The following is a 23006-nucleotide window of genomic DNA, read 5'->3' as shown; positions in this document are numbered from 1 at the left end:
TCCCTCAACCTGATTAACTATCGAGCGATTCTAAACGAATTCTTACGATTTCGCCACGAATTGCAGGTAATGCTTGGATTTGTGCAAGAGCATCATCCATTTTAGATTCAACGATTGGATCGGTCAGAATCACGATTGGAATAAGGTCTTTTAAACGAGATTGTTGCATGATCGCATCAATACTAATTCCAGCGCGACTTAAGATGGTCGTCACATCTGCAAGTACGCCAGTTTGGTCTTCTGCATTTAAGCGGATGTAATAACCTGTAGTCATTTCTTCACGGCTTAAAATTGGCACGTTTGTTAATGCTTCAAAAGCCAACTGAGGAATTGTTCCTGCGCCATCTTCGGTATAAGAGATGTCACGAACAATATCAATAACGTCGGCAACAACCGCAGAAGCTGTTGGACCTGCACCTGCACCCGCGCCGTAATAGAGTGTTGGACCTACGGCATTGGCTTGAACTAAAACAGCATTTTTAACGCCGTTTACATTCGCAATAAGTTGTTCATCCGGAATAAGTGTTGGGTGAACACGTAACTCAATACCTTTTTCAGCACGACGTGCAATACCAAGATGTTTAATGCGGAAACCAAGATCTTCAGCATATTTCACATCTTGGGCAGTGATTTTGCTGATACCTTCGGTATAAACCTTATCAAACTGAAGAGGAATACCAAACGCGCAAGACGCTAAAATTGTAAGTTTATGCGCAGCATCAATACCTTCAACGTCAAAAGTTGGGTCTGCTTCTGCATACCCGAGTTCTTGAGCTTCTTTTAATACATCATCAAATGCACGACCTTTCTCACGCATTTCAGTCAGAATAAAGTTACCTGTACCATTAATAATGCCAGCCAACCATTCGATATGGTTTGCAGCAAGGCCTTCACGGATCACTTTAATAATTGGAATACCACCAGCAACCGCTGCTTCATAAGCAATTTGTACAGCATTGTCTTCGGCAGCTTTAAATAATTCATTGCCATGTTCAGCGAGTAAAGCTTTATTGGCAGTCACGACTTGTTTGCCGTGTTTGATCGCTTCCATGATAATTTCGTAAGCAGGGTGGATCCCACCCATAACTTCTACAACTACATCAACGTCTGGTTGACGAACGATGTCAAGTAAATCAGCACTTTGTTTAATCCCTTCCAGTTCGAGATCTGGACGAGGGCGGCGTGTTCCAACGTGGGTAATTTGAATTTCTCGACCGGTGCGACGTTTAATTTCAGCGGCATTTTCTTGTAGTAGTTTAAGGGCTCCTCCACCTACGGTTCCTAAACCGAGTATTGCCAGGCGAACTGGTTTCACGTCACACTCCATATCATCATTTAATCATTTAGTTGAAGCTAGATCATAGCTAAAAAAAACGCCAGACTCTAGCGCTTTTAGTGCTTGTTCAATGAATTAGATTGCGATGTTTGGAAAAGAAGAGTAGATCAGTCTTTAAACAGAGGTCGATTAAACATTAATTATTTAAAAAACAAAGCGCTGCAATAATGGCAGCGCTTTTCTTAAGAGGTAGATGATTAATCATTCATCAACTTAAAGGGTGTTATTTATCCAGACGTTTAATTAATTCATCCGGTGTTAGGTAGCCACCTAGGTACTCACCATCCACATTGTAAATTGCCGGTGTTCCATTTACACCCATGTTTAAACCAAGTTGATATTGTTCTCGAACAGGGTTTTTACATTGTGCAGGCGGAATAGCAATGCCTTGTACGGCTTGGTTGAAGGCAGCTTTACGGTCTGTACTACACCATACTGCTTCCATGGTCGGCATAAACTGTTCGCCACGTGGCCAAGCAATGTAACGAACCTCAATGCCTTTCTCATTAATTTCAGGTATATGCTCATGTAGCTTATGGCAATAAGGGCAACTTGCATCGGTAAACACATAAATCACATGTTTCGCCTTACCTTTTGCAGGGTAGACAATCAAATCTTCATTTTTTAAAGCTGCAAGGTGCTTTTTATTTTCCGATGCTTGGAGGCTATCACCAATATTGTGAAGTTCTTTACCGCCTAAACGGATCACATCGCCTTGAACTAAATATTTTCCATCACTCGTTGTATAAACCGATGTCATGCCTTCGAGATTTACCCAATATAGATTAGGAACTTCAGTTGGCTTGATATCTAAAATTTTGACGTTGATGTTTGCATTCTTAAATTGTTTTTGCAAAGTCTCAATTAAACGCTGTTTCGCATTGCGTTCAATAATGGTTGAAGCTTCCCCTGTAGCAGGTGCGGTCGCAGTGAGCGCATCTTCTTTTTGTGGTTTGTTTTCTTTAGAACAAGCACTGAATAACAGGCTAGAAGCCAACGCACAGGCAAGAAAAAGTTGAGATCGGGTAAAAGACATAGATAACCCTTATTTCATCAGTATTTATAGTCAGAAGCTGCTAAGCATAACAAAAAATCTAGCGTGTATTGTTAAAACTTTCTTAACCTTTGTGAACGAAATCAAGTGATTGTTAGGCGTATTTCAAATAATAAGTTTTAAATTTTTTAACCTCTAGGGTGATGTTTTTCATGCAATTGTTGCATTCTTACTTGTGCCACATGGGTGTAAATTTGAGTCGTTGATAAGTCGCTATGACCCAGTAACATTTGTACTACGCGTAGGTCCGCACCGTGATTGAGCAAGTGTGTTGCAAAGGCATGACGTAAGGTATGCGGCGAAAGTTCCGCTTGAATATTGGCTTGTAGAGCGTACCGTTTAATGGCGTACCAAAAGTTCTGACGGCTCATAATTCCGCCATGTTGAGTCAAAAAAAGATAATCCGTCGAGCTTTTGTAGAGTTGAGACCGAGCATTATGCAAATAACGTTCTACCCATTCACACGCAAACTGTCCTAACGGTACCAAACGTTCTTTATTGCCTTTACCGGTAATTCGTAAGTAGCCTTGTTTTAAATTAATGAGTTCTAGGCGTAAGTTAAGAAGTTCAGAAACACGTAAACCGCAGGCATAAAGTACTTCAAACATTGCTCGGTCACGTAAACCGAGTGCCGTATTTATGTCAGGAGCTTGAATGAGTGCTTCTACATCTTCTTCTGATAGGTCTTTGGGTAAAGCTCTGCCAATTTTTGGAGAATGGTGGGTTGCTACAGGATTATCACTTCGTAATTTCTGTTCACGTAAAAATTTGTAAAACTGGCGTAGGGCAGATAGACAGCGGGCAATTGAGCGAGGGCTTTTTCCAACTTTAGTCAACTCAATCAAAACATCTGCAATATCATCACTTGTCCACTCTGGAAGAGCTGTTTTTTTATGAAGTTCACTACATTGAATGAGGTCGGATAAATAAGCATTACGTGTATGTGGACTTACCGTCTGAGCAACGAGATAGTCGCGAAAACCTTGTAAAAAGCTTAAATGTTCAGGAATTTGAACAGGGCTTGGAATACGCGGTTTTTTATTCAACATACACTAGATCCTCTAAACCTCTGTACTGTAAAAGAAACTTTAAGGTTTGTCGATTAAACTGAATAAGAAGTGAAATTTAACCTTATTTGGTAATTATTCTCATTTATATGTATACTAGAAAAAAAGGTTTAGGATCGGATGCGGTGCGTTTATCAGCTTTAAAAGTGAAGCAAGCGGCGACCATCACCAAAGTGAATCGGATAGAAGTAGAGTCCGAGCAGCAAGATTTGGTCGCAATTCGTTTGGAAAGTCTGGGCTTTGTACCGGGCACACGAGTGGAAGTGATTACCAAGGGTGTTTTTGGTGGTGATCCGATCTTGATCCAAATTGGCTTTACTCGCTTCGCTTTACGTAAAGCAGAAGCGGAAAAAATTGAAATTCAAGTAGAAGAAGGAGTACCCGCATGAGTGATGCGTTACGTATTGCCCTTGTGGGAAACCCAAACTGTGGTAAAACCTCTCTCTTTAACCATTTAACTGGAACTCGACAAAAAGTTGCGAACTATGCGGGCGTAACGGTCGAGCGTAAGGTTGGTCATTTTCAGTTGCCTTCAGGTCGAGCAGTACGTGTACTCGATTTGCCAGGGACCTATAGTCTTAATGCGACCAGTCCTGATGAAGCCATTACCCGTGACGTTTGCTTGGGTAAAATTGCCGAAGAAGGTCAGCAAGATGCCTTTTTATGTGTGGTTGATGCCACTAACTTAAAATTGCATTTAGGCCTCGTGCTCGAAATGATCGAGCTAGGTCGTCCGATTTTATTGGTACTGAATATGATGGATGAAGCGCGTCGTCGTGGCATCCAAATTAATACTCAAAAGTTGTCCCAGCGTTTGGGCGTACCCGTTGTCGAAACGGTTGCTGTCCGTAATGCAGGTATTGAAAATTTATTACATGCCCTTGATCAAGAAAAATACGGTGTGCCACAGACTGAACTCAGTGGTTTAACTGGGACTCATCATCAAAAAATCGATATGATTTTTAAAGATGTGGTTCATTATGTTGATCAGGGAGATAAGCGTACTGATTTTCTAGATCGCATTTTCTTACATCCAGTTTTAGGCCTACTTAGCCTTGCCCTCATGATGTTTATTGTTTTCCAAGCAGTTTTTGCTTGGGCAGCTCCATTCATGGATGGCATTGAAGGCTTGTTTGGTTGGCTAGGTGAAGTCATAGGAAGTGTGATTACCCAGCCGCTACTGCATAGTTTGGTGGTTGACGGTATTATCGCGGGTGCTGGTGGTGTAGTGGTGTTCTTGCCACAAATTTTGATCTTATTCTTCTTCATTTTAGTATTAGAAGAATCAGGTTATTTACCGCGCGCAGCATTTTTGCTTGATAAATTAATGTTTCAAGCTGGTTTAAGCGGCCGTGCCTTCATTCCTTTACTTTCAAGCTTCGCCTGTGCAGTACCGGGAATTATGGCAACGCGTAGTATTAGTGACCCTCGTGATCGTTTTACGACCATTATGGTTGCGCCATTAATGACCTGTTCAGCACGTTTACCTGTATATGCCTTGCTGATTGCTGCATTTATTCCAGAGAAAATGGTCTGGGGTATTTTCAACCTCCAAGGTCTGGTGCTTTTCGGCCTGTATATGGCTGGTATTGTGAGTGCACTCTGTGTTTCATTTTTAATGAAATTCTTCCAAAAAGATAAGTCTCAACATGCTTTATTGCTAGAGCTGCCAAGTTATCGTTTCCCTGATTTAAAAAGTGTAGGAATCGGTTTGTTGGATCGTGCAAAGATCTTCTTGAAGCGTGTCGGTGGAATTATTTTTGCGCTCTCTATTTTGCTATGGTTTTTGTGTACTTTCCCACAACCACCAGAAGGGGCGACATTACCTGCTATAGATTATAGTTTTGCAGGTATGCTTGGGCATCTTATCCAGCCTTTATTTGCTCCAATTGGTTTTAACTGGCAAATCTGTATTGCGTTAATTCCAGCTATGGCAGCTCGTGAAGTTGTGGTAGCTGCCTTAGGTACGGTGTATGCGTTATCTGCAACAAGTGATGATGCAGTGGCGCAAGGTTTGTCACACCTGATTAGTGCAGATGGAACAGGTTGGTCTTTGGCAACAGGTTTATCGCTTTTAGTGTGGTTCATTTATGCTCCACATTGTTTGGCAACATTAGCAACGGTACGCCGTGAAACAGGTTCATGGAAACATGTTGCAGCTATGACTGCATATCTGTTTGGTTTAGCTTATTTGGCATCGTTTGTTACCTATCAAATTGCTTCCCATTATTGGGGTTAAGGCAAGAAAGGAGGTTGTATATGGTTCAATATCTGATCATTGCGGTATTAGTGATTTGGAGTGCTGTCGTTGTTTTTAAGAAAGTATTTCCAAAAACAGCAAATTCAGTATTTTCTTCACTCTCTATATTTTGCGAAAAGCAGGGTTGGACAACTTTGGCAAAATGGCTTAAACCAAAAATGACCTTTGGTTGTGCTGGTGGCTGTGGCTGTTCAAGTGAAGATAAACCTACCAATCCAGTTCAAGAAATTAAGCCGATTAAATGGCAGTAAATTTACTATTTCTTGTTTCGTTTAAAAAGCCATCATATTGATGGCTTTTTTACGCACTGACACAAAAAAAGATGAATAAAGTTCAAACTGAAAAAGCATTCAAAACAGCAAAGTGCTAACATTTTTGCCATTCTGTCGATTGATAAATTGTGGGGCAAAAATGTTAATACAACGTGGTGGGTTAAAAGTTGTCGCAGGCTTGGGAATCTCAGGCGTTTCTGCTGTAAATTTCCTGCATGAACAAGGCTACCAAGTTGCAGTAACAGACTCTCGCCCCACGCCACCAGGGCATGATCAGATTCCGGCAGGAGTAAAGACAAGTTTTGGTCAACTTGATCAAGAATTATTATTACAAGCAGAAGAAATTATTTTAAGCCCAGGCCTTGCACCACAATTACCAGAAATTCAGGCAGCTATTGCTCAGGGGGTATCGGTAGTAGGGGATATTCAATTATTACGCCGTGCAACTGATGTGCCTATTGTTGCGATCACTGGCTCTAATGCGAAAAGTACAGTAACGACCTTAATTGGCTTAATGGCTAAAGATGCAGGTAAGAAAGTTGCTGTGGGTGGCAATCTTGGGCGCCCGGCTCTAGATTTATTAAAAGATCAACCTGAACTGCTTGTGCTTGAATTATCAAGTTTTCAGTTGGAAACCACATCTCATTTAAATGCTGAAGTTGCTGTGGTTCTAAATATGAGTGAAGACCATTTAGATCGCCACGGTAATATGTTGGGTTATCATCAAGCAAAACACCGTATTTTCCAAGGTGTTAAAAAAGTAGTATTTAACCGTGATGATGCTTTAAGCCGACCTCTTGTTCCAGATACGACACCAATGCAAAGCTTTGGTTTAAATGCACCAGATTTAAATCAATATGGTGTTTTAAGAGATGGCGATGGCACCCTTTGGCTTGCGCGTGGTTTGCAGCGTTTAATTAAAAGCTCGGATTTATATATTCAAGGCATGCACAACGTAGCCAATGCTTTAGCTTGTTTAGCTTTGGGTGAAGCAATTGGTCTGCCTATGGAATCGATGCTTGAAACTTTAAAGCAATTTAAAGGATTAGAGCACCGCTGTGAATATGTAAAGACTGTGCATGATGTACGCTATTACAATGACTCTAAAGGCACTAACGTGGGTGCTACGCTTGCAGCGATTGATGGTTTAGGTGCTGCAATTGAGGTTAAAAAAGGTAAGGTTGCCTTGATTTTAGGTGGGCAAGGTAAAGGTCAAGATTTTGCTCCATTACGTTCTTCTATCGAAAAATATGCCAAAGTTGTGGTATTGATTGGTGAGGATGCACCTGTCATCGAACAGGCTATTCAAGGCGCAACTAAAATTTTACATGCAGCAACGCTTAAAGAAGCTGTAGAGCTGTGTCAACGTGAAACGCAAGCTGAAGATGTGGTGTTGTTATCACCAGCATGTGCAAGTTTTGATATGTTTAAAAGTTATAATGATCGTGGTCAGCAGTTTGTTGCCTGCGTCAATTCGTTGGTTTAAAGAAAACATGATTAGGAATGTAGTATGGCAGGCTTAGCTCAGACCACAATCCAGAAAATCAATCATTGGTATGAACGGATATTGCCTAAATGGCCAGCGGAAGTGACGCCACGTAATATCCTGATTTTCTGTGTCGTTGCATTATTGTGTATCGGTTCAGTGATGGTTGCATCTGCTTCGATGCCCTATGCTGAATATATGCATGAAAACCCGTTTCACTATGTGATTCGTCATGGTATTTCGATTGTCGCTGCGGGTGTGGTGGCTTATTTGACCTATCGGATATCACTTAATACGTGGTTTAAAAATACCTTTCCGCTGTGGCTATTAACCATGGTTCTGTTGCTTGCTGCTTTGGTGGTGGGTTCGGAAGTCAATGGTTCTACACGTTGGATTAAAATTGGTGGCTTTACCTTGCAGCCAACTGAAGTTGCCAAAGTCATGATGGCAATTTTTACCGCAGACTACGTGGTACGCCGTGCCAAAGAGGTTCGTACTCATTGGAAAGGCTTGCTACGTTTAAGTGGGGTAATGGCAATCACAGTCGGTTTGATTATTGCTGAGCCTGACTTAGGGGCAACGGTCGTTATTGTCATGATGATGGTCGGGGTGTTCTTTTTGGCTGGTGCGCCGCCAACACAGTTCTTAATCATGCTTGGTGCGATTGTCACAGGTATTGTGTTTTTGATCTTATTTGAACCCTACCGTTTCCAACGTTTGATTTCATTTACCGACCCATGGGCAGACCCGTTGGGCGTGGGTTATCAGTTATCAAACGCATTAATGGCTTTTGGTCGTGGTGAGTGGTTTGGTACAGGCTTGGGGCACAGTGTACAAAAACTGTCTTATTTACCTGAAGCACATACTGACTTTATGCTGGCCGTGCTAGGTGAAGAATTTGGCTTCGTGGGTATTTCGATTGTTATTGGCTTGTCTTTCTTGATGCTCGCATGCTGTATCAAAATCGGTCACCGTGCTTTGAAGCATCATTACCTACGTGCCGGCTATTTAGCTTATGGTATTAGCATTATTTTCTTGCTTCAGATTTTGGTAAATGCGGGCATGAATATGGGCTTGATGCCGACCAAAGGTTTGACTTTGCCATTCATTAGTTATGGTGGTACATCTTTAATGATGTGTGCTGCGATGATTAGCTTGATCTTAAAGATTGATGCTTCAACACAAGAAGTAAACCCAGAACGAGAAGAGTCAAACTTCTAATTGAGTATTTAGAACTTTAGAAAAGCCCGATTTGATATCGGGCTTTTTTATTATTTAGAGATATGTTCCGTTGAGCTCTTGTCCATGGGGAATTAAATCGACATTCCACTGCGCTACAGCCTGCCTTAGCATTACTCTAGGCTGATCTAGATCAACCTTAGGTTGACCTAAGGCTTGGATTGCTTTTTGGAGTAATTCAGGAGCTTTTGATAAATCGAGTGCTTGAGCAAGATTTTGTTTAGAGAGCTTTTGTCCTTGGTCATTCATGGCAAGGGGAAGGTGCATATAGCTCAATTTAGGATAACCTAGAAGCTGTCCCAGCCAGATCTGACGTTCAGTGTTATCTAGTAGATCTGCGCCTCGAACGACATGAGTAATACCCTGTAGATAATCATCTACGACGACAGCAAGTTGATAGTTAATAATCCCATCACGGCGCTTAAGGACGAAGTCCCCGAGATCGTGTTGTAGATTGGAGCAATGACGTCCTTGAAGGCGGTCATCGAAACAGATCTGCTGATCTTGAACTTTTACCCGTATCGCTTGACCTTGAAAATCAAGATTGAGATCACGGCAAGTACCCGCATAGATTGCATTTGAACCCAACATTTTACGCGTACATTGACATGCATAAATAAGACCTTCTTCCTTAAGTTGGTCTAATACGCTTTCATAAATGTCTAAACGGTTTTTTTGAAAGATGATCTCGGCATCGGGTTCAAACTGGAAAGCTTCCAGTGAGGTGAGAATATGCTCTTCACTACCGGGATAAATACGAGGGATATCTGTGTCTTCGACACGAACCAACCATTTGCCTTGATGGGCTTTTGCATCGCAATAGCTGGCAACCGCAGTAATGAGTGATCCAAAATGCAAAGGGCCGGTTGGCGAGGGCGCAAACCGGCCTGAGTATGAAAAGCTAGGCTTCTCTTGAGTAGCTACAGCGGTCATATTAACCGTTATTTTGCTTCTCTTTAATTTCTGCCAAAGTTTTGCAATCAATACATAAAGTTGCAGTTGGACGCGCTTCTAAACGACGTAAGCCGATTTCAATACCACAAGTTTCACAGAAACCGTAGTCTTCATTCTTAATTGCTTCCATAGATTGTTCGATTTTACGAATTAACTTACGTTCACGGTCACGTGTACGTAATTCAATTGCAAATTCTTCTTCTTGGGTAGCACGGTCGTTTACATCTGGCAGTGCAGTTGATTCGTCTTGCATCGTATTTAAAGTACGATCAACTTCAGACATTAATTCAGCTTTCCATGCTTGCAGAATTTGTCGGAAATGCTCGAGCTGTCCTTCAGACATGTACTCTTCATTTTTCTTAGGTTGATAAGGTGCAATACCAAATAAACTTGCAGTTGTGCCTATGTCAGAAGTTTTAGGTTTCACTTTACGTGCACGTTTTGCAGAAGCTTTGTCACCTTCCACTACAACTTCTGTATGTTCATCCAAAACTTGGTTGTGGTTGTCATTCGCCATAATAGGGCATTCCTCATCATACACGTATTATCTATACGCAAAAAATATGGTGATATGCAAGTGTTTTTATAGAAAACCATCGATGGGATTTTCCCATCGGGTCGTCATCATATAGATTTTTCCTGCAAGATGATAGTCATTCCGACCCGTAAATATTTTCAAAACGTGTTTACCCCAGTCATAATTATATATAAGCATATAAGAAATAGGGCTAATAGCCTGAAATATCAGTGTTTATATGCCCTTGAAAATTTTCAAGGCGGAAGACTTCAGTTTCAAAACTACCGTCGTTTTTTAGACGAATGTAACGGTAGCCGGGAGCATTTTGATCTAAAGCAAAATCATTACTAAACGGTTTAAACTGAACACTTGTCGATGGAGTCGAGAAAAATTCGACCCCTTGCCAAATGTTTATGGAGTCCTGATGGACATGGCCACAGACTAATGCTTTTACATTTTTAAACGGCGTTAATGCTGTAAGCAAAGCATTAGAATTTTGTAGTTTGTGGTGATCAATCCATTTCGATTTCATGGCAAAAGGATGGTGATGACAAGCTAGCAAAATCGGGTTGTCTGCAAACTCTTTGAGTAAAGCCGTTAAGTTCTCTAGCTGTTCTTCTGATAGATGCCCATCAATATGACCTTTTACCGCACTATTTAATAAAATAACGCGCCAGTTTCCTAAGCCAATCACCACCGGTTCCTGATGGTTCTCTTTATGCAATGGAAAATGGTCAACATTGTCATGATTACCTAAGGTCTGAAAAAAGGGTAGACCAAGCGTTTGCATATATTGAATATAGCGTTTGTAGGTAATAGGTGTTGGTGCCTGAGCCAGATCACCCGTATGGACGATAGCATCAATTTCAGGATGTTTATTTCGTATTTGCTGAATAATGGCATGAAAACTTTCTTCAGGATTCATACCCACAAATTCTAGATGTGGATACTCCAATAGGTGGGTATCGGTAATTTGTATAATGACATGGTCTTTTTGTGAAAGTGTTGAGACTTGAAAAGTCACCGTCCTACCTCGTCGGATTTTATTATCGTTGTGATGTGTTGAGATAACCATTGTAACGCCATAATGACAGGAGCGTTTCTTAAACGTCCACTGTCGAGTAGGGGCTGGATGTCACTATAATTAAATAAATGTAGTTGAATATTTTCACCCTCATCATCTACGCCAAATATACCACCTTCAGTGGATAATTCAGTTTCGGCAGCATACAAATGAAAAAATTCGGAACACGCCCCGGCAGAGGGGTAAAAACTAAATAGATGCTTTAAGTCCTGAATTTCACATCCAGATTCTTCGAGGCTCTCTCGTCGAATACAAGTTTCGGGAGATTCGTCTCCATCTAATACGCCTGCAATGATTTCCAGCTGCCATGGAGACTGAGAGTCGTCTAAAGCCCCAACACGAAACTGTTCAATCAATGCAAACTGTTGCTTTTGGTCGCTGTAAAGTAGAACACCAGCCGCTTCAGGCCGATGAACGAGTTCACGCTGCAATACATGAGTATATTTAGTTTGATTAAATAGACGATGTCGAAGGCTGACTTTTTCAACTTGAATAAAACCACGGAATAATGATTCACGTGATGTTACTTCGACATCTTTAGATGTATAACTTGGACGTTCAACAATACTCATGATTCGATCAGGACGAAATCTATTTATTTCATCCTAACCGAGAATCATGGCTAGGCAAGTGTTTTTTTTGAATATTTACACTTTATGATACAGTTTTTGTCCTTGTTCTTGATAAACCTCTTTCATCGCTTTGAGGCCTTCTTCAACCTCTGAATCGCTATTAGTGAGATTGTTGGCATAGTCACGGACATTCTGAGTGATTTTCATCGAACAGAATTTTGGACCACACATTGAGCAGAAGTGAGCAGATTTATGCGCCTCTTTTGGTAAGGTTTCATCGTGCATGCTACGTGCTGTATCAGGATCCAGACTTAGGTTGAACTGATCATCCCAACGGAATTCAAAACGTGCTTTTGATAAGGCATTATCGCGTACCTGTGCACCCGGATGTCCTTTAGCAAGATCGGCAGCATGTGCCGCAAGCTTGTAGGTAATAATCCCGTCTTTAACATCTTTTTTGTTTGGTAGACCTAAATGCTCTTTCGGTGTCACGTAACAAAGCATTGCTGTGCCATACCAGCCAATCATAGCTGCACCGATTGCAGAGGTAATGTGGTCATACCCCGGAGCGATATCTGTCGTTAATGGCCCAAGCGTATAGAATGGTGCTTCTTTACATACTTCTAGCTGAAGATCCATGTTTTCTTTAATCATGTGCATTGGTACGTGACCGGGGCCTTCAATCATGACTTGAACATCATGTTCCCATGCACGGTGAGTAAGTTCACCTAGTGTTTTAAGTTCACTGAACTGTGCTTCGTCATTCGCATCTTGAATACAACCCGGACGTAAACCATCACCTAAGCTAAACGAAACGTCGTAGGCTTTCATGATTTCACAGATTTCATCGAAATGAGTGTATAAGAAGTTTTCTTCATGATGTGCTAGACACCACTGCGCCATGATTGAACCACCACGAGACACAATACCTGTTAAACGGTTTGCTGTAAGTGGAACATAGCGAAGCAATACACCTGCGTGAATTGTGAAGTAGTCAACGCCTTGCTCAGCTTGTTCAATCAGTGTGTCTTTAAAGATTTCCCAAGTCAGGTCTTCTGCAACACCATCAACTTTTTCAAGTGCTTGATAAATAGGTACGGTGCCGATTGGAACAGGTGAGTTACGAATAATCCATTCACGTGTTTCATGAATGTTTTTACCTGTCGATAAGTCCATAATGGTGTCGGCACCCCAACGGGTTGCCCAAGTCATTTTTGCAACTTCTTCATCAATGGAAGAGCCAAGCGCTGAGTTACCAATATTGGCATTAATTTTAACCAAGAAGTTACGGCCAATAATCATTGGTTCAAGTTCTGGATGGTTAATGTTGGCAGGAATGATCGCACGGCCTTCAGCCACTTCTTGGCGAACAAATTCAGGTGTAATTTCTTTTAAATTTTTTGCACCAAAGTTCTGTCCGGCATGCTGACGCATATCAACGCCTTCACGTTGGCGCTGATTTTCACGAATTGCAATATATTCCATTTCAGGTGTGATAATACCTTGCTTGGCATAGTGCATTTGAGTGACATTTTTGCCTGCTTTAGCACGGCGCGGGTTTTGAATATGAGCAAAACGAATGTCAGCGGTGCGAATGTCTTTTAAACGTTCCTGACCAAATTTTGAGGTCAAGCCAGACAGTACATCGGTATCGTTACGCTCTTCAATCCAGTTTTGGCGAACTGAAGGTAAACCTTTGTCTAAATCAATTTCAACATTTGGGTCGGTATAAACACCTGAAGTGTCATAAACCATAATAGGAGGATTATGTTCACCACCAAGACCGGTAGGGGTGTCGGTTAAAGAAATTTCTCGCATTGGAACCTGAATATCAGGGCGAGAGCCTTCAATATAAACTTTTTTAGAAGCGGGTAAGATGCGAGTTAAATCTTTTGCATCTTGTTCATGTTGTGCTGAAATTTCAGCAGAAGAGAGATTCGTTAACTGGTTCATCACATGATCCTTATGAATAACATCAACGAATCAAGCACGACCAAAAACGATGGCGGATTTATCTTTATGAGATAAATTTAAGGCTTTAAGTTTTCAGATGGCTTGATTCCTACGCAGGTCTTAACCTGATCAGGTTCAACGGTACTTGTGATCAAACTTGTGTTGCGATAACACGGAATTTACACAATCTCAGCGAGCTATTACTCGCGCTCCGTCAAGCGATTTAAAGACTAACATGTTTTAGGTTGGCTGGCATTGTCAATTTGTATCTATACAAACCGCATCCATATGGCAGTCACGATAGACTTCAGTGTTCCATGGCGAATCAAATTTTAATAACTGCTCAAGTTGTTCATGCGTAATCTGATAATTTGATTTTTTATCGCCATTCTTATCAGTTAAATCTATTTTAAATTGCTTATTGCGTTCCTTTACAGGAGTGGCAATAAACTTAAGAAACAGTTGAGCAGGTTTGGCTAAACTCGACTCATTTTGTGTAGAGAGAAACCGAATTTGCTGAAGCGCATCTTTATCAAACCATGTGTTCGGCGCATATTGATCTGACACAGGGGTGTTATCTAGGCCAAAGAAAATAAAATAGCGGTATTCGTTAAAGAGTAATTTGGCATCGTTAATAAAGTGGCTTTTTGGATACTTTTGAATAAATTTTTCCCAAAATAATGCACGTTCAGTGAGCTCTTTCCAAGAAATAGCCAACGCTCCATCGTTATAGAAAATGTTTTGATTGTCTTTTGCCATACGCGTTAAGAACTCTTTTTGGTCAACGGGTAAGGCTTTAGAAAAAACATCAACTAAATAGTTTGGCTGACGTCGATAGGTAAACATGCCTTCACCTTGATAAAGCAGTTCAATGTAGGCTTGGCCTTCATGTTGAAGTAAATATTGATCACGCGGGCTCAGTTGGGCGAAGAGCTTTTTCTGACTTTGAATCACCTTTTTAAGGTCTTGTTGTTTATGTTCTAAAACAGCATAGCCAAAAGCTTCAAACGCTCGGCCTGTTTTTTCAGTGTAGTCTTGTTTAAGAAAACGTTGATACATGGTTGTTGATGCATCAATTAGCTTAAGCTGTTCCTCATTTTTTAACGAAGGAACACAGGTTTTAAGCTTTTCATTAATTTGATTTAAATCTTCTATTTTACTGTTCTGATTAATCGTGTGCATGGCTACCATAATTTGTAAGCAACCGCTGTCTTGTTTTTGAGAAGCCTTTTGTTCAGTTGGTTTTTGCTCTTTAGATACGCCCTGATCTTGCTCTGATGTTTTACTACATCCAGCTAAAAGTAGTGCACTGCACATACTCATCATTAGAACTTTTTTCATCATTGTACTTTTATAGAAATTAATATTACTCAAATTATAACGCTTAAAAAGATTGCATCATTGTTAGAAATCTTTATTATTAGGTAGGTCGGTCTACTTAAATTAAAGCTATGAATGATAAAACAGCAAGACAGAAAATTCTCGATGCAGCAGCAACCTTGTTTTATAACGATGGCATTACTGCAACAGGAATTAACACAGTTACGGCTAAAGCAGATGTTGCTAAAATGTCGCTTTATAATAATTTTTCTTCAAAAGGTGATCTTGTTGATGCCTATATTGCTGCACGGCATCAAGAGTGGCTCGACCTCTATCAAACACGTTTAGAAAAAACAGAAACAGCGAAACAAGCCATTTTAGCTGTGTTTGATGCCTATCAAGACCATGCAGAATTTGCCTATGAAAAAGGCTTTCGAGGTTGTGGATTATTGAATGCTGCCGCTGAGTTTCCGGCCAATAGTGCAGGGCGAAGCTCGGTAAGACAGCATAAAGAAGAAGTTGAGGCTATTGTTGCTGAGCATTTAAAGAAATTAATACCCGACTCACAGCGTATTAGCTATGTGGCTACACAGCTTTCTTTTCTTTTAGAAGGTTCTATGGCGCGAGCAGGGTTGGAAGGTAACAGTCGTCAACTCCTCTTGGCAAAACAAATGGCAGAAGACATTTTAAATAGAGAATGCCCACATGATTAGCCTCATTAAAAATAGTAGCTATGGAGGCACAATCGCAATTTTAGTTGCCTCTGTTCTGTGGGGAACAACAGGTACTGCGGCCGCATTTGCTCCGACACTTGGCCCACTTGCTATTGGCGCTGTAGCGATGGGTGGAGGAGGTCTTTTGCAGGCTTTGGTCGCTTCACGAGCCATTCGGGAAAACCGACAATTCATAAGAGAAAATCTTTCAATACTTCTTTTAGGCGTAGCGGCAGTTGGTATTTATCCTTTGGCCTTTTATTCCTCAATGCATTATGCGGGCATTACGATTGGTACTGTGGTTTCAATTGGTACTGCTCCATTGATCGCAGCAATTTTAGAACGATTTTTTGACCGCAAAGCTTTATCGGCTATCTGGTTTCTAAGTTTTGTGTGCGGTGTGCTTGGTGTAAGTATGTTGTCGATGGGCGAAAGTCATGTGGTTCAAGAGAGTACAAATCAATGGAATAAATTCTTCGGTATTTTCCTTGGGCTGGTCGCTGCTACAACTTATTCGCTTTATTCATGGGCTGCAAAAAGATTAATAGATCGGGGCGTTGCTGCTAAAGCTGCAATGGGCATGATTATGGGTGGTGGAGCAGTTATTTTACTGCCTACTTTGTTGATTACAGGGGGAGGGTTACTGCAAAGCTCAACCAATCTACTTGTGGCTGGCTATATGATGCTGATTCCTATGTTTTTGGGTTATTTACTTTTCGGTTTTGGTCTAAAAACAGTAAATGCTAGCAAAGCGACCACCCTAACTTTATTCGAACCTTTAGTTGCTGCGATTTTTGCGATTGTTTTGGTTGGTGAGCATGTTTCATGGGTCGGTTGGATAGGCATGTTTTTGATTTTTATTTGTATTTTAATCTTGTCAAAAACGAAGGACGCTTAAAAAACTAAAACTTTTAATGGCTTGAGTTTGATTAGAATTTTTCTTAGTCTTAAGAGCAAGTTTTATCGTTGATTTGAACAATGAAAATAAAATTAATGGTCGCTGTGGGCCTTTGGAGTTTTGCATCTTCGAGCTTTGCTCTAGATTTGGTTGAAGCTTATGAGCGCGCAAAACAAAATGATCCGACATGGCAAGCCAATCAACAACAATATGAAGCAGATCAACTTAATTTAGGCTTGGCAACGGGAGCGTTATTACCGACCGTCACATTGTCTGGGAACATTACTCGTAATCGACAAACTGTAAAACGTTCAAACTTTCCGGGTGTTGACCAAGAAGGCCTGTCAGATGCTTTGGTAAGTAACACGTCAACGACTCGACAAGCGACTCTCACCGCACGTCAGCCATTATTTCGAATGGATGCCTGGGAAGGTTATAAGCAAGTTAAAACTTCGGTTGCCTTAAGTGAAATTACTTTAAGACTGCAAAAACAAGATCATGTTTTAAATGTAGCAGAAGCCTATTTTAATGTGTTGCGTCAGCAGGCGTTGAGTGTTGCATATTTACAAGAAGAAAAGGCTTTGCTTGAACAGCTCAATATGATGAATGCCAAACTCAAAGAAGGGTTGGTGGCGCGTAGTGATGTGAGTGAAGCAAATGCCCAATATCAAAATGCCAGAGCCAATCGTATTTCAACCAATGTTCAATTACTTTTAGCCCAAGAGCAGCTTTCTGAATATATTGGTTCTTATCAAGATAAACTCGCTGTACTACGAAATGACTTTAGTTTTCAAAAGCCTTATCCAGCAGAGCTTAATGACTGGCTTTCTTTGGCGCAGCAAAAAAACTTAAAAATTCAGCAAGCCCGCTTACAGCAAAAATATAGTGAGGACCAGCGCCGTGTAGAAAAGGCAGCGCTTTATCCCCAAATAGATGCTGTGGCAAGCTATGGCTATACCAAACAAACACCAGAGACGCTCATTTCGACTGACGGAAAATTTGATCAGGTTGGGGTAGAAATGAACTGGAATTTATTTAATGGCGGACGGACCCGAACATCAATTAAAAAGGCGACTGTAGAAGCCAGTAAAGCTCAGGCTCAACTTGATGCAGCGATTCGCCGTGCCAATGTCGATGTGAAAAGTGCCTTTATGCAGGTCGATACCGATCAAGCCAAACTCGAAGCAAGAAAAGCTGCAATGGATTCATCTTCTTTAGTTTCTCAAGCCTCGAAAGCGAGCTATAACGAAGGCTTAAAAAGTATGGTTGATGTTTTATTGGCCCAGCGTAATGCTTTTTCTGCAAAACAGGATTATCTTAATGCTCAGTATGACTATTTATTGAATGTACTTCGTTTAAAAGCTGCGGTAGGTCAATTAGGTGAAAAAGATCTGGTCGAGCTCAATAGCTGGTTAACGTATCAGTAATAAAATGCTTTTATCTGAAATTTAATTTTGTCATAAAAACTTAATGATTGCTGTGTTTTAATGCTCAATCATTTTATTCCTGCGCCATCATGTTGGAGGCTTCCCTTGAGTCCGAGTAATCCGGTGTTAAGCCATCATATTTCTTCTCAATTTAATGAAGATTTGCAAGATGTAAACACAAAGTTTATGACCATGGGTGGCTTGGTCGAACAACAGGTTGCCAATGCAATTCATTCTTTGCTTGATACAGATGCAAATTTAGCGATTGATGTTCAATTTAAAGATAATGCAGTCAATCAATATGAACGTGATATTGATGAAGGTCTGACGCTAATTTTGGCACGACGTCATCCAGCAGCAATTGACTTGCGTATGGTTATTGCCATGAGCAAAGCCAATACTGACCTTGAGCGCATTGGTGATGAAGCTGCAAAAATTGCCCGTATTGCACAAAACCTCTGTGAAGAGGGAGGTTCACCTCGTGGCTACATGGAAACACGTCATATTGGTAACCAAGTTCGTGTCATGATTCATGATGCACTTGATGCTTTTGCGCGTTTAGATGCTGATCAAGCTTTACGTGTACTTTTAGCCGATGCTGACATCGACCGTGAATATCAATCAGCAACGCGCACATTAATGACTTATATGATTGAAGACCCGCGACATATTGCTCGTGTAATTAATGTGATGTGGGTTTTACGTTCATTAGAGCGTATTGGCGATCATGCTCGTAACATTGCTGAGCAAGTCATTTATATGGCGAAAGGCTTTGATGCTCGTCATACCAAAATTGAAGAAATTGAAGCCAAAGTCCACGAAAAATAATCTTGAGCTGAAATATTTAAAGGCCTTGTTTGAAGCAAGGCTTTTTTATTTTTAAAAATAATAGATAAAAAAATGTCCCGAACTTTGGGGGGAAGTTCAGGACAGAAAATCAAGTGCATAAACACGACAGGGATCGTGTTCTTCTTGCTATAGAGTGATATTAAGTTCTTCGCTTTTTGATGTCATGTAGAGTCCTGTGCTCTCTATGTAAGGCTTTTTATGTTTGTGTAAGTTTCACGTAAAAAAAGGCGGATCTATGTATATAAATCCGCCTTTTTAATGATGAAAAAGCTAAAAGCAACTGATTACTCTGGTTTCCAGCCCTCAGCTTTTTCTACACTTTCATCATTATTGAAAAATTTTTCACGTTGTTCTTCAAGAAACTTTTTCGCTTCTGGTTCAAACACGTTTAAACGCTTTTCATTAATGAGCGTAGTTTGATGCTGTAACCATTCTTGCCATGCTTGCTTAGAAACATTTTCAAAAAAATCTTGGCCTTTAGCACCCGGGAAAGGAGCGAAGTCTAAACCTTCCATTTCCTTTTGATATTTACGGCAAAATACTTGGCGACTCATGTTTTATCCTTAAGCGTATAACTGTTCTAAACGTGTATGGGCACGCGCAATCGCAGCTTCAACCTGTTTTGGTGAAGTTCCACCAATATGATCACGTGCATTTACAGAAGCTTCTAGTGTTAAGGCTTTATCAAACACATCTGCTGTAATTAAGTCAGAGAATTGTTGTAATTGCTCAAGTGTTAACTCAGATAAGTCTTTTTCTTCTGCAACACCTAATGCAACAGCTTTACCTACAATTTCATGAGCATCACGGAAAGCAACGCCTTTTTTCACTAAATAGTCAGCAAGATCGGTTGCAGTCGAGAAACCACGAAGTGCAGCTTCACGCATGATTTCAATATTTGGAACCAATGCAGGAATCATGTCTGCGAAAGCCATAAGTGAACCACGAACCGTATCGATCGCATCAAATAATGGTTCTTTGTCTTCTTGGTTGTCTTTGTTATATGCCAATGGTTGACCTTTCATGAGCGTAAGTAAGCTAATTAAGTCACCAAATACACGGCCAGATTTACCACGAATAAGTTCTGGAACATCCGGGTTTTTCTTCTGTGGCATAATTGATGAGCCAGTACAGAAACGGTCAGGAATATTCACAAATTTGAATTGTGCAGAAGTCCAAAGAATCAGTTCTTCTGACATACGTGATAAATGCATCATGATCAGTGCTGCAGCAGCATTAAATTCGATTGCAAAGTCGCGGTCAGACACAGCATCAAGAGAGTTTTCAGATACAGCTTCAAAACCTAAAAGTTCTGCTGTATAAGCGCGGTCAATCGGATAAGTTGTACCAGCAAGAGCAGCTGAACCAAGTGGCATGCGGTTAACGCGCTTACGACAATCTTGAAGACGTTCGGTATCACGCACTAACATTTCAAACCATGCTAACAAGTGATGACCAAAAGTCACAGGCTGAGCAGTTTGTAGGTGTGTAAAGCCAGGCATAATTGTATTTACATTTTTGGCAGCCAAGCCTAACAAGCCTTTTTGTAAACGTTCTAATAATTTTAAAATATCATCAATTTCGTCGCGTAGGTAAAGACGAATATCAGTTGCAACCTGATCGTTACGGCTACGGCCAGTGTGTAATTTTTTACCTGTAATACCAATACGTTGAGTCAAACGTGATTCAATGTTCATGTGAACATCTTCAAGATCGATGCGCCACTCAAAGTTTCCAGCCTCAATTTCTGAGCGAATGGTGCTTAAACCTTCAATAATGTCATCGCGTTCTGCTTCTGTGAGTACGCCAACTTTCGCAAGCATGGTAGCATGCGCAATCGAACCAGCGATGTCTTGTTTATAAAAACGTTGGTCAAACTGAACAGAGGCGGTAAATTCGGCTACAAAAGCGTCCGTCGCTTCAGAAAAACGACCACCCCACATACCTGAGGTTTGGTCTGGGGTTACTGAATTAGGGGGATTTGAAGATGTGGTCATGGTGGCTCAGTAAAATAAAAAAGAGTATATCACTTGCCGAAGCTCAACAAACAAAGTTGTTTCCTACAGCATACCGAAATCAAAATTCTTCCTATTTTTTTACGAAAAATGGGCGTTGGCAACACTTATTCGAATTAATTATCGCAAGTAATGTTTTGGCACTGGTCTTGGCATTGGCTGAAGCGCAGTCTTGGCAAGCCTTGAGCGGGGGGAGACTTTTACAATACATCGTTTTTATTAATTGGGTAATTTTATCCTTTTTTGCTTTAGTTGAACGCTTTCAAGGTTTTTTTAGCAGCTTACGTCAAGAATTTGCCTTAGCTATTGGCTTTGTCATGCTGCAAGTTATTGTTGTCTTGACCACCTTAATAAGTAATTTTTTTCAGTTTGGTCTTTTCAATAAACATGCTTATCTAACACAGGGCTGGAGCATTTATTTAACTAATGTACCTCTATATCTAAGCTATGGAATATTGTTGGGAGCTTTCTGCTTACGTTATTTATATGTCAGGGAGCAGTGGCTGCATCAACAATATGCAGAATTAAATGCTCGTATTCAGGCCATGCAAGCGAGAATTCACCCTCACTTTTTATTTAATAGTCTAAATAATGTGGTGAGTTTAATTGCGATAGATCCAGATAAAGCAGAAAGTATGCTCATTAGCCTATCGCGTTTATTTCGAGCAAGTTTCCAAGAATTAAAGTTAGTGAGTCTGCATGAAGAAATTGAGCTCAGTAAACAATATTTAATGATTGAGCAGGTGCGGTTGGGGGAGCGTTTAAAAGTAGATTGGAAAATTGAACTTTCACCTATGCAATTAAAACAGATCACTATTCCTTTATTGACATTACAGCCTTTGTTAGAGAATAGTATTTTTCATGGGGTAGAACCAATGATGGGTAAAGCAACCATAGGGGTATTGGTTGAAATATTGCAAAATCAAGTCAGTATAGTCATTACCAACCCATATACAGACGATACAATAAATTCACGGAAAGGGCATGGAATCGCCCTTGAAAATGTAAAACAACGCCTGAAAGCATATTATGGGAACACCGTTAGATTTCAGGTTTATAAAGGTGAAGCCTTATATACCACTATTATGAGCTATCAATATCAAACAAAATAATAAGTCAGTCAGAGTTAACCATAAAAAAATGGATCAAGTTAACGGTGACAAGGAGGATGAATGAAGGTGCTAATTTGTGATGACGAACCACTTGCAGTGGAACGATTGTCACGTTTAGTTTCAAAGATGGGACATGAAGTTGTATCAACGGCTCATCATGGACAAGAGGCCTTGGAACAGGCACGGCTTCATCAACCGGACGTAATTTTACTTGATATTCAAATGCCAGGTATGAATGGTCTTGTCTGTGCAGAACAGTTAAGCCAGTTCAATCCTCGACCTGCGATTGTGTTTTGTACCGCCTACGATCAGCATGCATTAGAAGCTTTTAAATCTCAAGCTCAGGCATATCTTCTTAAGCCGATTGACCCAGTAGAGCTTGAACAAGCTTTAAGTCAATTGACACAGCTTACACAAGCCCAACTCAATGCTTTACCACAACATGAATTTTTACATGATCTAAAAACACAGCGTCATCAAATTGCCGCAAAAACCTACCGTGGCGTTGAACTGATTCCTGTTGAAAATATCTATTATTTTTTAGCAGATCAGAAATACGTTACGGTACGTCATAAAAATGGCAGTGTATTAATAGATGAAACATTAAAAGAACTTGAAACTGAATTTGCAGATCAATTTATTCGTATTCATCGAAATGCGTTGGTGGCAGTTGCATATTTAGATGGGCTGGAGCTGGTTAGTTCGGGGCAATATCAAGTTAGGCTGCGAGGTCTTGATGAAAGACTTTCAGTGAGCCGTCGACATTTGTCTACACTTAGAGAGCGAATTCATCAGCTCTAAATTTAAAAGAGTGATCTTGGACTTGCGAGATTTTACTTGCAATTTTAAGGGATCAAGTTAAGTTTAGGGTGTATTGT

The 23006-nt window shown here is 40.6% G+C and carries 22 protein-coding genes and 1 riboswitch; of the genes, 11 read left to right on the top strand and 11 right to left on the bottom strand.

Annotation, left to right across the window (positions count from 1 at the left end; genetic code table 11):
- Positions 1 to 13: 13 nt before the first annotated feature.
- From hom to xerD, 3 genes are all read right to left on the bottom strand, one after another.
- Positions 14 to 1315 carry a homoserine dehydrogenase gene (gene hom, locus SOI81_RS16220; RefSeq protein WP_016142448.1) on the bottom strand — a complete coding sequence of 434 codons (1302 nt, stop codon included), beginning with the start codon at positions 1313 to 1315 and terminating at the stop codon, positions 14 to 16.
- 244 nt (positions 1316 to 1559) lie between these two features.
- On the bottom strand, positions 1560 to 2372 hold the full coding sequence (gene dsbC / locus SOI81_RS16215; RefSeq protein WP_016142447.1) for a DsbC family protein: 813 nt from the start codon (positions 2370 to 2372) through the stop codon (positions 1560 to 1562).
- A 146-nt stretch (positions 2373 to 2518) separates the two neighbouring features.
- The gene (gene xerD / locus SOI81_RS16210; protein ID WP_320540999.1) at positions 2519 to 3439 is read right to left on the bottom strand and encodes a site-specific tyrosine recombinase XerD; all 921 of its coding nucleotides are present in this window, start codon (positions 3437 to 3439) and stop codon (positions 2519 to 2521) included.
- 143 nt (positions 3440 to 3582) lie between these two features.
- Between xerD and feoA the strand changes: the two genes are divergently transcribed.
- The 5 genes from feoA (at position 3583) to ftsW (ending at position 8696) form a co-directional block, all read left to right on the top strand.
- Positions 3583 to 3846, top strand: a complete 264-nt coding sequence (feoA, locus tag SOI81_RS16205) for a FeoA family protein (protein ID WP_001991212.1) — start codon at positions 3583 to 3585, stop codon at positions 3844 to 3846.
- Positions 3843 to 5696, top strand: a complete 1854-nt coding sequence (gene feoB, locus SOI81_RS16200) for a ferrous iron transporter B (RefSeq protein WP_320540998.1) — start codon at positions 3843 to 3845, stop codon at positions 5694 to 5696. The genes feoA and feoB overlap by 4 nt, the downstream gene beginning before the upstream one ends.
- A gap of 20 nt (positions 5697 to 5716) precedes the next feature.
- On the top strand, positions 5717 to 5968 hold the full coding sequence (locus SOI81_RS16195; protein WP_320140571.1) for a DUF6587 family protein: 252 nt from the start codon (positions 5717 to 5719) through the stop codon (positions 5966 to 5968).
- A 160-nt stretch (positions 5969 to 6128) separates the two neighbouring features.
- Positions 6129 to 7475 carry a UDP-N-acetylmuramoyl-L-alanine--D-glutamate ligase gene (murD, locus tag SOI81_RS16190; protein ID WP_320150237.1) on the top strand — a complete coding sequence of 449 codons (1347 nt, stop codon included), beginning with the start codon at positions 6129 to 6131 and terminating at the stop codon, positions 7473 to 7475.
- Positions 7476 to 7499: 24 nt separating this feature from the next.
- A complete protein-coding gene (ftsW, locus tag SOI81_RS16185) occupies positions 7500 to 8696 on the top strand; it encodes a putative lipid II flippase FtsW (RefSeq protein WP_016142441.1) in 1197 nt (398 codons plus the stop codon).
- Between the two features lie 54 nt (positions 8697 to 8750).
- Here the strand turns inward: ftsW and gluQRS are convergent, their stop codons facing one another.
- The 6 genes from gluQRS to SOI81_RS16155 all read right to left on the bottom strand — a co-directional run bounded on the left by gluQRS (position 8751) and on the right by SOI81_RS16155 (position 15138).
- Positions 8751 to 9647, bottom strand: coding sequence for a tRNA glutamyl-Q(34) synthetase GluQRS (gluQRS, locus tag SOI81_RS16180; RefSeq protein ID WP_320540997.1), 897 nt, complete (start codon positions 9645 to 9647; stop codon positions 8751 to 8753).
- 1 nt (position 9648) lies between these two features.
- Positions 9649 to 10185 (bottom strand): RNA polymerase-binding protein DksA, encoded by a 537-nt coding sequence (dksA, locus tag SOI81_RS16175; protein WP_002121205.1) that lies wholly within the window; start codon positions 10183 to 10185, stop codon positions 9649 to 9651.
- A 211-nt stretch (positions 10186 to 10396) separates the two neighbouring features.
- On the bottom strand, positions 10397 to 11209 hold the full coding sequence (gene cpdA / locus SOI81_RS16170) for a 3',5'-cyclic-AMP phosphodiesterase (RefSeq protein WP_016142439.1): 813 nt from the start codon (positions 11207 to 11209) through the stop codon (positions 10397 to 10399).
- Positions 11206 to 11841 carry an NUDIX domain-containing protein gene (gene aspP, locus SOI81_RS16165; RefSeq protein WP_320150239.1) on the bottom strand — a complete coding sequence of 212 codons (636 nt, stop codon included), beginning with the start codon at positions 11839 to 11841 and terminating at the stop codon, positions 11206 to 11208. The genes cpdA and aspP overlap by 4 nt, the downstream gene beginning before the upstream one ends.
- Before the next feature lie 75 nt (positions 11842 to 11916).
- Entirely contained in the window at positions 11917 to 13794 is a 1878-nt protein-coding gene (thiC, locus tag SOI81_RS16160; RefSeq protein WP_239975919.1) for a phosphomethylpyrimidine synthase ThiC, read from the bottom strand.
- A gap of 89 nt (positions 13795 to 13883) precedes the next feature.
- Positions 13884 to 14018: riboswitch (TPP riboswitch) on the bottom strand.
- A gap of 34 nt (positions 14019 to 14052) precedes the next feature.
- The gene (locus tag SOI81_RS16155) at positions 14053 to 15138 is read right to left on the bottom strand and encodes a hypothetical protein (RefSeq protein ID WP_320540996.1); all 1086 of its coding nucleotides are present in this window, start codon (positions 15136 to 15138) and stop codon (positions 14053 to 14055) included.
- 107 nt (positions 15139 to 15245) lie between these two features.
- On the opposite strand from SOI81_RS16155, the gene SOI81_RS16150 reads away from it, so the two are divergent.
- From SOI81_RS16150 to phoU, 4 genes are all read left to right on the top strand, one after another.
- On the top strand, positions 15246 to 15827 hold the full coding sequence (locus SOI81_RS16150; protein ID WP_320140575.1) for a TetR/AcrR family transcriptional regulator: 582 nt from the start codon (positions 15246 to 15248) through the stop codon (positions 15825 to 15827).
- Positions 15820 to 16725: a DMT family transporter gene (gene ywfM, locus SOI81_RS16145; protein WP_320540995.1), complete on the top strand. Its 906-nt coding sequence runs from the start codon at positions 15820 to 15822 to the stop codon at positions 16723 to 16725. The genes SOI81_RS16150 and ywfM overlap by 8 nt, the downstream gene beginning before the upstream one ends.
- A gap of 95 nt (positions 16726 to 16820) precedes the next feature.
- Positions 16821 to 18152, top strand: coding sequence for a TolC family outer membrane protein (locus SOI81_RS16135; protein WP_239975923.1), 1332 nt, complete (start codon positions 16821 to 16823; stop codon positions 18150 to 18152).
- A gap of 105 nt (positions 18153 to 18257) precedes the next feature.
- Positions 18258 to 18980: a phosphate signaling complex protein PhoU gene (gene phoU / locus SOI81_RS16130; protein ID WP_000075183.1), complete on the top strand. Its 723-nt coding sequence runs from the start codon at positions 18258 to 18260 to the stop codon at positions 18978 to 18980.
- A gap of 305 nt (positions 18981 to 19285) precedes the next feature.
- Here phoU and SOI81_RS16125 read toward each other — a convergent pair whose 3' ends face one another.
- Together SOI81_RS16125 and argH are read right to left on the bottom strand one after the other, a co-directional pair.
- A complete protein-coding gene (locus SOI81_RS16125) occupies positions 19286 to 19555 on the bottom strand; it encodes an oxidative damage protection protein (RefSeq protein ID WP_000089995.1) in 270 nt (89 codons plus the stop codon).
- Positions 19556 to 19564: 9 nt separating this feature from the next.
- Positions 19565 to 20998, bottom strand: a complete 1434-nt coding sequence (argH, locus tag SOI81_RS16120) for an argininosuccinate lyase (protein WP_002121138.1) — start codon at positions 20996 to 20998, stop codon at positions 19565 to 19567.
- Between argH and SOI81_RS16115 the strand changes: the two genes are divergently transcribed.
- Positions 20989 to 22128, top strand: a complete 1140-nt coding sequence (locus SOI81_RS16115; RefSeq protein WP_239975924.1) for a sensor histidine kinase — start codon at positions 20989 to 20991, stop codon at positions 22126 to 22128. The two genes, argH and SOI81_RS16115, sit on opposite strands and share 10 nt — an antisense overlap.
- A gap of 60 nt (positions 22129 to 22188) precedes the next feature.
- Entirely contained in the window at positions 22189 to 22929 is a 741-nt protein-coding gene (gene algR, locus SOI81_RS16110; RefSeq protein ID WP_320540993.1) for a LytTR family DNA-binding domain-containing protein, read from the top strand.
- Positions 22930 to 23006 lie beyond the last annotated feature (77 nt).

Source organism: Acinetobacter pittii (assembly GCF_034067285.1).
GTDB lineage: Bacteria > Pseudomonadota > Gammaproteobacteria > Pseudomonadales > Moraxellaceae > Acinetobacter > Acinetobacter pittii_E.
This window is presented reverse-complemented; position numbering and strand designations above follow the sequence as displayed.